Origin of the sequence: Avibacterium sp. 21-599, assembly GCF_026226765.1 — a bacterium.
GTDB lineage: Bacteria > Pseudomonadota > Gammaproteobacteria > Enterobacterales > Pasteurellaceae > Avibacterium.
Genome location: NZ_JAKKOB010000001.1, coordinates 509485 through 523044, shown reverse-complemented (window position 1 = coordinate 523044; position 13560 = coordinate 509485). Strand labels below are relative to the sequence as shown.

Here is a 13560-nt window from a genome sequence, read left to right as displayed (position 1 = left end):
CATAAAGATTTAGTTTTTGCCTTTTTCCCCCTTAGCTTAGATAATAGTCAGCATTGTCCTGACCTGAATAGAAGGAAACATATGAAAATCCAACAAACCATTAAACAAAACCATCTTGGGCTATTATTCCAACAAGGCTCATTTGGGATTGAAAAAGAAAGCCAGCGTGTTCACGCTGATGGTTCTATCGTCACGACTGCACACCCTGAGGTTTTTGGTAATCGATCGTATCACCCTTATATTCAAACCGATTTTGCTGAAAGCCAAATGGAACTTATCACGCCTCCACAGAAAACATTAGAAGATAGTATTCGTTGGCTTTCTGCAATTCATCAAGTTGTGCTACGTTCTTTACCTGAAACCGAATATCTGTTTCCTTTGAGTATGCCGGCTGGCTTACCTGATGAAGAACAAATTAAAGTTGCACAATTAGACAATGCGGAGGATGTGGCTTACCGTGAGCATCTTGTGACCTCTTATGGTAAAAATAAGCAAATGGTGAGTGGTATTCATTACAACTTCCAGCTTGATCCTGAATTGGTACAAACGCTCTTCAACGCACAATCAACATATCAAAGTGCGGTGCAATTTCAGAATGATTTATACCTTAAAATGGCGAAGAATTTTCTTCGTTATCAATGGGTCTTGCTGTATTTACTTGCAGCCACGCCAACCGTACAAGATAATTATTTTAAACAAGGTAACCCACTAAAGGCGGGGCAATATGTTCGTAGCCTGCGTTCCAGCCAATATGGCTATGTTAATGCCCCTGAAATCAAAGTATCCTTTGATAGCATTGAGCAGTATGTTGAAAGCCTTGAACATTGGGTAACATCAGGCAAACTGATTGCAGAAAAGGAATTTTATTCTAATGTTCGTTTACGAGGCGCAAAAAAAGCGCGCGAATTGCTTAATAACGGTATTCAATATTTAGAATTTAGATTGTTTGATCTGAATCCTTTTGAGCAATATGGTCTTTCACTTTCTGATGCAAAATTTATTCATTATTTTGTTTTATTAATGATTTGGCTTGATGAAACCGCCGATCAAAATGACGTAGAACTAGGCAAAGCAAGACTTGCCGAAGTGGCATTAGAAAACCCACTTTCAGCAACACAATATGCCGCAGAAGGTGAGCAATTATTACACCAATTATTAGCGATGTTACACACCATCGACGCGCCACAAGAAATCAGTGAAATTGTACAACAAAAATTGCAACAATTTGCTGACCCCGCATTAACCATTGCTGGACGCTTAGTTCAAGCTATTGAAAAAGCAGGAGATTATCAGCGTTTAGGGGCAGAATTAGCACAGCAATATAAAGCCAACGCATTTGAACGTTTTTATGCACTCACTGCCTTTGATAATATGGAATTATCTACCCAAGCCCTATTATTTGATTTAATTCAAAAAGGCATTAAAACAGAAATTTTGGACGAACAAGATCAATTCCTTTGCTTGCAAGTGGGCGATCATATTGAATATGTAAAAAATGGCAATATGACCTCAAAAGATAGTTATATTTCCCCGTTAATTATGGAAAACAAAGTCGTAACCAAAAAAGTGCTACATAAAGCCGGTTTTAACGTGCCACAAAGTTTGGAATTTACTTCTGCTGCACAAGCCATCGCGAATTACGGCTTATTTGAAGGGCGAGCAGTGGTGATTAAACCAAAATCGACGAATTACGGCTTAGGGATTACCATTTTCCAACAAGGGGTAAGTAACCGCGAAGATTTTGCGAAAGCCATTGAAATCGCCTTTCGTGAAGATAAAGAAGTGATGGTGGAAGACTATCTAAGTGGCACAGAATACCGTTTCTTCGTGCTAGGTGATGAAACCCTTGCGGTATTATTGCGCGTTCCAGCCAATGTAGTGGGCGATGGCAAACATAGCGTCGCGGAATTGGTTGCCGCTAAAAATGATCATCCATTGCGTGGTGATGGTAGCCGTACGCCATTGAAAAAAATTGCGCTTGGGGATATTGAAAAACTGCAGCTCAAAGAACAAGGTCTCACCATAGATAGTGTGCCAGAGGCTGGGCGTCTTGTACAACTTCGTGCCAACTCTAACATTAGCACAGGCGGTGATAGCATTGATATGACCGATGAAATGCACCCAAGCTATAAAGCACTTGCTGTTGGTATAACCAAAGCAATGGGCGCAGCAGTCTGTGGGGTGGATCTCATCATTCCTGATCTACACAAACCCGCGGAACCAAGTTTACAATCTTGGGGCGTGATCGAAGCGAACTTTAACCCAATGATGATGATGCACATTTTCCCTTATTCAGGAAAATCTCGTCGCCTCACCTTGGACGTGATTAAAATGCTATTTCCAGAATTACCAAACTAAGGTGCGGTGCTTTTTTTCCGCAAATTGTCAAACTAACTGCAACACTTTATCAAAATAAACTTCATAAGGCGTTTTCCAGTTTAAACATTTGCGTGGTCGGTGATTTAATTTATCGACCACGGTTTATATTTGTGCTTCTGAAAAGGGCGTAATGTCTCGACCTTTCGGAAAATACTCCCTTAGTAAACCGTTCATGTTTTCATTTGTTCCTCTTTGCCAAGGTTGGTGGGGCAATGGAAAGTAAAATTCAACCTGAAGTCTTTCCGTTATCTGCTGATGTTTTGCAAATTCTTTCCCTCTATCTGGAGTAATGCTCTCTAAAGGCTGATTGTGCAAGGCTTCACTCATTGCCTTAGCAACGCTTTCTGCTCGCTTTGCAGGCAATTTTCTGACGATGGAAAAATGGCTTTTTCTATCTGTCAAAGTCAATAAACAGGCTTTGCCTGCTGCGCCCAACACCGTATCCGCTTCCCAATCGCCTAAACGGCTTTTCGCGCCTCGGCTTCGCTTGGTCATTCGGTTAAATGATGACTAATAGGGATTTTTCCGCGTTTTTCCACATAGTCATTGGTATGCCGCCTTTTCCCACGATGACGGAGTTTCCGAATTGCTCCTCTTGTCCCGTGCGATAACCCTTTCTCATCAAACCAACCGGCATAAATCCCTCGGTAAATACTGACAAAGCTAATAGAAAGCACGCTTTAGAACTTTCGTCTAACGAAATCAAACAATCTCGGATCGGCTAACTTTTGCTTGGGTTTACATTTTACCCATTGTTGTTGATAGTGTTGTTGTGCCGATAATGCCGCATATTCGCCCTGACAGCGCTTCAATTCTCGTGAAATGGTCGATTTATGTCGCTGTAATCGCTGAGCAATCTGGGTTATTGTTTTACCTAATGCGTGAAAAACTATTATCTTTTCGCGTTCATAAAGTGTAAGATGTTTGTAGGTGTTCATAAGCTCTCATCAGTGATTTTGTTGTGTCAAACAAATTATCTTCGATTTCCTTATGAACACTTTTTTATTTGTTGCAGTTAGATTGTAAATTCAAGTTAGTTAAGTTGATTATACGTTCAGCTAACTCATTAAATTCGTATTCAAAATTTTCTTTACTTTCATACATAGTATTTAATGCATGACCGAATTGTCCTGATGCTCTTATTTGATCTTTTGTCAAAGAAAAAATAGGGATTCTTAATTCTTGACTAATTGCGATAAGAGAATTGAAATCTGCTATATGAGCCAAGTCATAGGGTTCAAGCTCTAAAGATTTTTCTAAAACACTCTCTATTCTATCTTTATCTATAACACAGTTTAATTGCTCTAAAGCGGGAACAAATCGAGAATTTACTTCGTTTTTTATTCGTTCAATCCATTTTTCAAATGATTTGGCTGGATTACCATTCCTTGGACGATAACGTTGCTGAATTGTACCTAAAAATTTAGGTGAGTTTTTAATCGCATAATTAGGCACATTGAATCCATTACTTGCCTTAAAATAGTCTAATTCCTTATTCCATTTCAAAATATTCTTTGTCAACGATCCAACAGCTTGCCAACAAAAGAAATCAGGAGATGTTGGAACAATAAAATAATCACTAGACATAAGTATTACTTCATTTAATCCACCAACATTTGGACTTAAATCATAAAGAATATAATCAATGTTTTCTCTATCAGCTAATTTATTAAACAGACTAGGCAGATTACCCGGAATGTTTTTAGTAACAGGTACTCCTGCCGCTATTTTTAACGATACACTAATTTGAGAATCAAGATCAGCGATATTCAAGTGTCCTGATAACAAAAAAAGCTTGTCATTCAACGTCTTTGTTATTTTGCCAATTGAACCACTTAAAAAAGTGTCTGGACTCTGGCCATTTATAAGTGCTTCTACTATCGTTTCCATAGTCAGATTATGGCGATTATTATAGAAATTTTCTAATTCTGAATCTTCTTTACATTGGTCATAACCTAATACCAGTCCAGTTAAATTACACTGAGAATCCAAATCAACCATTAATACTCTATAGCCTTTATTAGCCAAAGACCAACCAATATTGAATGTCGTCGTAGTTTTACTAACCCCACCTTTATGGTTGAAAAAGCATATTGTCTTAGCCATACTTACTTTCTCCAAATTTATATATAAATCTCTTCCTAGTATAGCAGATTAGAAATTAAGTGCTATAAAATAGGCTTGCAATTACTATTTTTCTTCTATTGCCAATACATTTCTCTTTTTCACATTAGTCAGCAGATGAGCTATACCTGATAACATTTAATATTGTAAAGGTACCTCAGGGTACTCTTTTCTCAAAAAATTAATAAGTTCAAAATGGGCTTCTAATAAATAATGTTTTCTTAACTTTATAGCATTATCTATTTCTTCATTTCTTTGAAATTCTATATTTTGGTATTGCCTTCTTATTATAAAATCCATCTCTGCTTGGCTAAAGTGAGAATGATTTAAAGTGCAACCATAAACCAATTCCCATAATTGTTTGAACTTTTGTATAAAATTATTAAAATAGCACTGTAATCTCTCGTCACTAAATGGGTAAATAGCGGGGCGTTGACTAAGCACATTGAAGACATCAAGCCAATCTAAAACTCTCAAATCCACAGAGGTTGGTAAAGAATTTATAAATTCAGATACATGGCATAGATTGCCATGATCGACTAACTGTTTTATGCACCAAATGTCATTTTGCCTGATTTGTGAACAACTATCTAATTGTGATGATACATATTGCTCATGTTGAAGTTTGATATTACGTAACTTATCCACAGGATAATTCTTCGGACTTTTATCGACTTCAGCATGACAACTTGGACATAATAAAATAAGATTATCATATGAGTTAATATTTCCAATAAATTGGATATCACCCCGAGGTCCATCAGTACTATGAGCTATAATATGAGCTCTTTGAGCTATATGAGGAACATCTTCTTTACAAATATTACAACGACCCGCAGATCTCGAAAATAGCGTATTATTATCAATAGGAGGTATATGTCTAGATTGTGGGCTCATAAATATTTTCCTTTATAAATTTAGTAATTAGAGATTTTAAAATCTGAGTAGTTAGGTGTATTCTAGCGTATTATGTACCAAGTAATTTTACACTGAATTCTCTGATTTATTTGCCTGAAACTTTACTAAAACAGATAAAATTCAACCGAGCAATATAATATTAGAAGTAGATTATTAATATAGTGCTACTTTTCTGTCAAATTTTTAGGGGCTGTATTAGATTAGCTCTAAATTCCACACCAAAGTCGCAGTGTTTTTAGCTGTTCTTTTGGTGCCCCAAAGTTAAACCGAAATTCGTATTCTTTCAAGAATAACGGAAAAGACTTCTTGTCAATTCCGTTATATTTTCTTAGTACTCGTTTAGCCTGATTCCAGAAATTTTCAATCCCATTAATGTGATTTTTTGTTTCTGCGAAATGAGTTGAATGATTAATTCTGACATGCTTAAATTCGCTTATATCTAGCACATCGTAGCTGTGATAGTAATCGGTATAAACAACGCTATCAGGCATAATTCTCCTTTTAATTACAGGGAGTAAGGTCTTAGTCTTAGTATTGTCAACAATAACCGTATAGACTTTTCCTTCTCGTTTCAGCATACCAAAAACCGCTGTTTTACCCTTAGCACCTCGCCCCTTTTTCCTTTTCTTTTTCCACCAAAATCGCTTTCATCAAGCTCAATTTCACTAGCAAAAATTTCATTGGCATCTTGGGCGAAATGGTCGCTAATCACCTCCCTAATTTTGCGATAAAAGAGGGCGGCTGAATTAGGGTTAATTTCCAGTAAATTTGCTGCTGAACGAGCTGTCACTTCAAGCACAAAAAATTCTAGCAGTTTTTTCTGTATAGATTTCTTGAGTTTACAATGAGTTATCTTCATTTTTATAGACTAACATAACTGCTAATCTAATACATCCCCTAAAAAATAATGGTTAGCAACGGCCTTGTTCATTAATCCTATAAAAATAGAGGTGGTTTTCTAATAATTTAAAAAAATGGCCTCTTAGGGAATATAGTAACAAGAAAAAATCAGCATAATGTGCTGTTATCCTCGCCTTTCTAAATCGTCTTTAACGCATCACGTGTTTTAAGAATTGGGCGGAGGAGGTAGTCAATGATTCGCATTTTATTGGCTTCAAGCTCCGCATCAACCACCATCCCATTACGAATGTCTAAGTGGCGTTGTTGCCATTTTTGAAGGGATTCGGGGGTTAAGGTGATGGTGACCACATAACTTGGCGGGGCATCGCGTCTGTGTTTATCAGGGACGGTATCGGCGCCGATTTTCGTTACTTTACCCTGTAAGGTGCCGTAAATACTGTAATCATAAGCGGTGAGTTTTAAATTGGCGTTCATATTGGGCACAACATAGCCGATGTCTTTTGGTAACACACGCACTTCGGCAACAAGGCTATCGTCTTTGGGAACAATATCTAAAATGGGTTGCCCGGGGCTGACCACCGCGCCAACGGTAGAGAAAAACAGTTGATTGACGGTGCCATCAGCGGGGGATTTGACGGTGGTACGTTCCAGTTGGTCTAAGTTGGCTTTCCGTTTTTCTTCCAGTAAGGATTGTTCGCTGATGGTCTCCGACAGCTCGGTTGATTGACGTTTACGCACATCCGAAAAAAACGCATCGCGTTCAGAATAAAGGGCAGCAAGTTGTTGTTCGGTGGTGAGTAATTCCTGTTTTGAGACTGCGCCACTTTTAATAAAGGGCTTGATGTTATTCAGTTGCTGTTCTTTAAGCGCAATTAAGCGCTGAAAGTGTTTGGCTTTACTCATAAACTCTTGCAAGCGAGTTTGATAGAGTGCCTGCTCAGCTTCCGCCATTGTTGGGTAGAGTTGAGCCAGTTTTTCTGGAAATATCAACGGGATAATTTGCGTCTCAGGGGTAAGGGGCAGTTTAAGCTCTTGTTGTAGGCGCTGACGTTTAAAGGTGAGCGAGGCCAGTTTTTTGTCTAATTCTTCCACCGCACTTTGAAAACGGGTGGTATCAAAATGGAGCAGAACTTGTCCTTTTTTGACGATTTGTCCTTCTTCCACATTAATTGCTTGAATGATACCGCCTTCAAGGTTTTGGACCACTTGGGTACGCGCGGCGGAAACCAGTTCGCCATTGGCACGCACCACACGGCTAAAGGGGGTAATATACGACCAAATCAGCAGGGCGGTAAGCAGCAAGCTAATTAAGGTCAGATAGCGTTTTGTCTGTGTTGGTTGAGTCATTTCTTGGGTTAAATCACGCATAAGATGGTTCTCTTTTCTTGTGTTATGTTGTTTGGTTTGGGTTAGGCTATTTTGCCTAAGCCTAAGCCTAAGCCTAAGCCTAAGCCTAAGCCTAAGCCTAAGCCTAAGCCTAAGCGGATTGTGCGGCTTGTGCTTGCTCAATTTTCTGTAAAATCACATCTCGTGGGCCGTCAGCAATAATCTGTCCTTGTGCCATCACAATAATTCTGTCCACCATAGATAAAATCGGGGTGCGGTGGGTCACCACAATAAAGGTTTTATCACGAGTAAAACGTTGAATATGATGGATAACGTGCTGTTCCACTTGTGGGTCAAAACTTGCCGTCGGTTCATCTAATAGCACCACATTGGCTTGACTTAAAAAGACACGGGCTAATTGCACACTGTGTTTTTGCCCAACCGATAACCCTGCACCGCCATCACGAATGGGTAAATCCAAGCCATAAGGGTGAGATTGAATTAATTCCGCTAAACCAGTCTGCTGTAAGACAGCCAGTAATTGTTCATCACGGATACGTCTGTCACCAAAGGTCAGATTATCACGTAGTGTGCCATTAAACAGCTGGGCTTCTTGGGTGTTATAGGCAATGGCACGGCGTAAATCTTTTGCCGCAATCTGTCTGCCATCAATGCCATCAAATTTCAGTTCGCCTTGTTGCGGTAAATAAAGCCCGGCTAACAGTTTTAATAAGGTGGATTTGCCCGAGCCATTGGGGCCTAAAATGCCAATTTTCTCACCCGGACGAATAACAAGTTGTTGAATATTGAGGGCAGGGCGCGCTTTCGCTTCATAGCTAAATTGCAAGTGTTTTAAGTGAATATGCCCGCTTAATTGGGTGTGGCGTAATTTACGTTGTTCAATGGGGTCATCTTGTTCGCCATTTGCAATGGTATCTAAATCCGCCAAAGAGGATTTGATTTGTTGCCAACGGATTAACAACGAACTTAAACGGGCAAAAGGGGCAAGGGCGCGAGAGGTTAAAATACTCAAGGCAATCATTGCCCCCATCGTAAAATGCCCTTCAAAGACCTGATAGGCTGCTACGGTAATGGTCATCGCATAGGCAAATTGTTGGATAGACGCCGCCCATTGGGTGAGAAACGTGACGAGGTGGCGTTGTTGCATCGAAACAGTCGCCACTAAATAACTAATGTCATTCCATTGTTGTTCAAAAAAACGTCCAGCATTGGCATTTTTCACGGTTTCTAAATGATAACTGACTTCATTATATAAACGGTTTGCCGCGGCGTGTGAGCCGAGATAAGACTTCACAATACGCAACATTTTTTTGCGATAAAGCAGTGCGGGAAGCACCATTAACAGCAAGGCAAAGAGCGGGACAAACACGACCGGTCCACCGAGCAGGTAAATAACGGCTAAAAATATCACCGCAAAGGGAATATCAACAAACGAACCCACAGCGGCTTCCGTGAAGAACTCACGGACAGAATTAAATTCCCGCATTTGTTGGTTAAGGCGATTAGGGGAAGGGGTTTGGTGAGATAAACGTAAGCCCATTAAACGACGTAATAACAGTGCCGTTGCCTGCACATCAATGCGTTTCCCGCTGTAATCTAACAAATGAGAGCGGAAAATACGCAACAGCCCCTCGAGTAAAAAGGCAATGGACACCCCCATTAACAATGCCCAGAGGGTTTCTTCGGATTTATTGGGGATAACACGGTCATAGACTTGCAGCGAAAAGAAAGAGGAAATCGCCGACAAGAGGTTAGCAAAGAGCGAGGCAATGAGGACACGGTAGAAGATGCCTTTTTCTGCACGAAAGAGCCGCCAAAACCAATGCCCATTTTCCTGTTCAACGGCATTTTCTTGTTGAATACGGGAAAGGGTTTTACGCAGTTGATAGTAATGGGGGCGCGTGTCATCGGCGTGGCGGTTTTCTTTCGCGTTATGGCTAACGTGTGCTTGTGCGTTTGCTTGCCCAGTGACGTTCTCGTGGGGTTGCTCAGTTGTATTCAAGTGAGGGTTCACATTGGCATTTGCGTGAGTGTTAGCCTTTTTCTGTGGTGCTTGGGTGAGCGCGTGCAACAAGGCGTGCCATTCTGCGATGGTGAGTTCAATGGGGTCTGAATGACGGGCGTAAAGTAAAAGGGTTTGCTCACTGCCTTTTTTACCCGAACGGGTGGTTTTCACCCTTGCGATAGGTTGGCGAGCGTGCGAGGTGTTTGGGTTTTTCGCTAATACCACAAGGGCTTGTTCAGCATTGACCGTCACCACACAAGGGGCAGACAGTGATGCCCATTGTTTTTTTTCTTCGGAAGCCAAGGGATGATGGGTGAGGTCAAGTTGTTCATCCAGCAATAAGGCTTGTAATGCGGCAGCGCGACGTTGGTGTAAAGACGGAGTGGGTGAAGTTGGCGAGCTTGGTGTTGTCGGGGTAGAGGATGACATTTTTCCTGTGCCAGCGAGGTGTTCGGCTGTGGCAACTGACATCGCAACAGGGTTGCCTTGCCCTTTCTGATTTGGCGATGTCATCGTATTTAATGCGAAGTCAATATCAGCATTAGAAAGGGGTAAACCGATAGCATAAGCTTGTTGTGCAAGGGCTTCGTCAAAGGGAAGCAAGCAACGTTCAGCTAAGGTGTTCAGGCGTTCAGTGGAAATTATCATACGTAATTAGTCCTTCTTTTTTGTTGTTTAGGTATTCCAACGCATTAAGTGCGGTGGTTTTTTTATAATTTTTATTTGCTGTTATTAAGGGGATTGCCTTTTTTTATTTCCCTGTCCTGTTGGGCGGGTAGTGTGGCGTTTTTTTATCGTTTTCTTTGCTTATCTTTTATTTTTTTTTCATTTATTGATTTTGTTCATTTACTAATTTTTTTTGTTCGTCCATTTGTATATTTTTTTCTTCTATTTATTATTTTTTTATTTTTGTCTTAGTTGAGCTTTGTTTATTTATTTTTATTTTCTCTTGCATATTTTCTTTTCTTCCTTTGTAGCAGTTTCTATATTCAATTATTTTTCCCTTTTTGTAATTTAGGTATTCCGACTTATTATAAGTGCGGTGGTTTTTTATGGTTTTTATTTGCTGTTATTAAGGGGTTGCCTTTTTTATTTCTCCATCCTGTTTGGTGGGTTGGCTGTTTTTTTTATTTCTTTTGCTTCTTATTACTCATTTTTTGTTCGTCTTTTTGTGTGTTTTATATTCTTCCATTTGTTGTTTTTCTTTTGGTCTAGGGGTATTTATTCATTTTCTTTTCCTATTTGCTCATATTTTATTCTTTCATTTGTTGATTTCTTCTTTTTATGTGTTTCCTATTCTTTTTTTACTTATTTGTTTCATTCCGTTTGCTGATTTTCTTTCCCTCTATTTTCTAGTTTTCTTTTAGTTGAGGTTGTGCTTTGTTTATGTATTTTTCTTTTACATGTTTTTTCTTTCTTTGGTAGTGGTTGCTATATTCAATTATTCTTTCCCTTTTGCGGTTTAGATATTCCGACTTATTATAAGTGCGGTGGTTTTTTATGATTTTCATTTGCCGTTACAAGGTTGTTGCTTTTTTTCGTTCTGCTTGCTCGGCAATGCTACTTTTTTCTATTTTTTTTATTTATTGATTTTGTTTATTTACTGATTTTCTGTTCGGTTATTTATATATTTTCTTTTCATCTTTTAGTAGTGATTTTCATATTTAGTTACTCCTTTCATTTTTGTGATTTAGGTATTCCGACTTATTATAAGTGCAGTGGTTTTTTTATGGTTTTTATTTGTACCGCCTTGTTGGGCGGGTGTAGGGTTGTTTTTTGTTTCTTTTGCTTCTTTTTAGTCATTTTTATTCTTCCATTTATTGTTTTTTTCTTTTTGTCGGGGTTATGCTTTATTTATTCGTTTTTTTCTATTCCGTATTTCCTTTATTTCTTTCTATTTCTATTTTTATTATCCTTTTTTTATCTCATCTCATTTTTCCCGTTTTTTCTTATTTTTCCGCTAATGTGCTGGGTAGCACCAAGGGTAAGCGGTTGGCTTTGATGCGGATAAGCTCGAGTAAGGCATTGTTACGCTCGATTTTGGTGCGGAGTAAGGTGCTGTATGGGCTGATGCCATCGGCGATAGAGGCTTGGGAGATTTCAAATTGGCGGTTAAATAAGTCGATTGAGCTTTGTGTTTGGGCGATGAAAGCGTCAAAGGTTTGTAGGTTTTGTTGTAAACGGTCTGTCTCTAAATCAAGACGCGAGCGTTCGGTGCGAATATCATCGGCTAATCGTTCATAGTCGCGTTGTGCCGCCAAAAGGGCTGCCTCTTGGGCGTTTACACGGGCTGAGCCGGCAAAAATTCCCGTAGGGGCTTGTAGGCTGACATTCAATTGGGTGTCGCTTTGTCCTTTGACATTTTTATATCCACCTGCCGTCACTACCACTTTAGGGTAAAGGCTTTTTTCTCGGCTTCTACGGCGGCTTTGGCGCGTTCAATGAATTTTTCCGCTTGTTGTAGCTGAGGCGCTTGGTTTAAGTCTGCAACAGGGGTATTAATCACCGCCAATAATTGAGTCAGTGTAGGAACGTCGTTAAGTGAAATCGGGCGAATGAGCTGACGCGATAACAGGGAAAGGGATAAATCCAGCTGTTTTTTAAGGGTTTGGATTTCGGTGGTGAGTTCAGCGGATTTAATGCTTAATAGCATTTCATCGGAACCGTTATCTACACCGGAAGCCTGACGACTTTGGGCTAATTGTAACAGTTGATTGATATTGGCTAAGGTGTTTTGGGTGAGGGCAATGCGGGCTTGGCGTTCCGCCACTTCGCCGAGTTTGATTAAGGTTTCACTGAGGCGTTTGGTTTGCTCGAGGTGTTTGTTGATGATGGCACTCTCAGTGGTTAATTGGCGTTGGGTGACTTGGGTGTCGTTTTGCCCAAAGTCAAAGAGGGTGTAATTGACTTCCAAGCCGAATTGGGCAGTGTGGTTTTTGCCTACGCCTGCCACGGGGCGAATATCGGGATAGGCTTGGCGTTCGGTGGCAGTGGTTTCGGCTTGGTGTTGGGCAATTAAGGCATCGGCAGAGGCGTGATTATCGAAATAGGTGAGTGCCGATTGCAAAATGGCTTGGACGGGTTTGCCTTCACGGGAAGAGGCAATGATTTGCATCACAAGGGGTTGCACCGCAACAGGGGCAGTAGCATTGCCCTGTGTGGTTGGTACGGGGTTGGTGAGCTGAAGTGGGGCTAAGGAATAGCGTTGTGGCTCGGGCTGAGGTGGTGTTGATGGCGAGGTAGAAGCTATAGACGTAGCAGTAGCCGTTTTCGTAGAGGTGGCAGTTGATGCGGTTATCACCTTACCCAGCTTCACTTGTTCTATTGAGGCTTGTGTTGGGTGATTGTCACTATTGTATTGAGCGGGTTGAGTGGTGTGGGCTTTGTTATGAGGATTTGCCACCGTTGAAGCGGAAGCCATTACATCGCCCATTTTCACCTGTTCTATTGATGCTGGTGTTGGGTGTTTGTCGCTATTGTAGTGAGCGGGTTGAGTGGTGTGGGCTTCGTTATGAGGATTTGCCACCGTTGAAGCGGAAGCCATTACATCGCCCATTTTCACCTGTTCTATTGATGCTGGTGTTGGGTGGTTGTCGCTATTGTATTGAGCGGGTTGAGTGGTGTGGGCTTTGTTATAGGTATTTGCCACTGTTGAAGCGGAAGCCATTACATCGCCCATTTTCACCTGTTCTATTGGGGCTTGTGTTGGGTGTTTGTTGTTGTGTTGAATGGATTGTGTGGCTGGGTGTTGGCAACCCACTAATAGCGTGGTGCTTAACAGGGCGAAAAGGGTATTAAATCGAAAGCCTCGTAGGGCGTTGCGTGCGTTATAATCAAATTGCATAGGAAATCCTTTGAGAGAAATAATGAAAACCCGAGGAAAATACCCGACACCTTGGTGTCGGGTATAAGGTAGGTTAGCAGTT

General features: G+C 40.5%; 6 protein-coding genes and 4 pseudogenes. 1 reads left to right on the top strand and 9 read right to left on the bottom strand.

Going from position 1 to position 13560, the window contains the following annotated elements:
• Positions 1-81 precede the first annotated feature (81 nt).
• A complete protein-coding gene (gene gshAB, locus L5B83_RS02460) occupies positions 82-2358 on the top strand; it encodes a bifunctional glutamate--cysteine ligase GshA/glutathione synthetase GshB (RefSeq protein ID WP_265777455.1) in 2277 nt (758 codons plus the stop codon).
• A gap of 27 nt (positions 2359-2385) precedes the next feature.
• Here gshAB and L5B83_RS02455 read toward each other — a convergent pair.
• The 9 genes and pseudogenes from L5B83_RS02455 to L5B83_RS02420 form a co-directional block, all read right to left on the bottom strand.
• A pseudogene (locus tag L5B83_RS02455) lies at positions 2386-3317 on the bottom strand (IS30 family transposase).
• Positions 3318-3381: 64 nt separating this feature from the next.
• Positions 3382-4485 carry a ParA family protein gene (locus L5B83_RS02450; RefSeq protein WP_265777454.1) on the bottom strand — a complete coding sequence of 368 codons (1104 nt, stop codon included), beginning with the start codon at positions 4483-4485 and terminating at the stop codon, positions 3382-3384.
• A 156-nt stretch (positions 4486-4641) separates the two neighbouring features.
• Entirely contained in the window at positions 4642-5400 is a 759-nt protein-coding gene (locus L5B83_RS02445; protein WP_265777453.1) for an HNH endonuclease, read from the bottom strand.
• A 227-nt stretch (positions 5401-5627) separates the two neighbouring features.
• Positions 5628-6280 (bottom strand): annotated as a pseudogene (locus L5B83_RS02440) (IS1595 family transposase).
• 179 nt (positions 6281-6459) lie between these two features.
• Positions 6460-7650 (bottom strand): HlyD family efflux transporter periplasmic adaptor subunit, encoded by a 1191-nt coding sequence (locus L5B83_RS02435; protein ID WP_265777360.1) that lies wholly within the window; start codon positions 7648-7650, stop codon positions 6460-6462.
• Positions 7651-7759: 109 nt separating this feature from the next.
• Positions 7760-8398: pseudogene (locus tag L5B83_RS12400) on the bottom strand (ATP-binding cassette domain-containing protein); the annotation flags it as partial.
• Between the two features lie 240 nt (positions 8399-8638).
• Positions 8639-10063: pseudogene (locus tag L5B83_RS12395) on the bottom strand (ABC transporter transmembrane domain-containing protein); the annotation flags it as partial.
• A gap of 1520 nt (positions 10064-11583) precedes the next feature.
• Entirely contained in the window at positions 11584-12024 is a 441-nt protein-coding gene (locus tag L5B83_RS02425) for a TolC family protein (protein ID WP_265777451.1), read from the bottom strand.
• Positions 12018-13478: a TolC family protein gene (locus L5B83_RS02420; protein WP_265777450.1), complete on the bottom strand. Its 1461-nt coding sequence runs from the start codon at positions 13476-13478 to the stop codon at positions 12018-12020. Before L5B83_RS02420 ends, L5B83_RS02425 begins: the two co-directional genes overlap by 7 nt.
• Between the last annotated feature and the right edge of the window lie 82 nt (positions 13479-13560).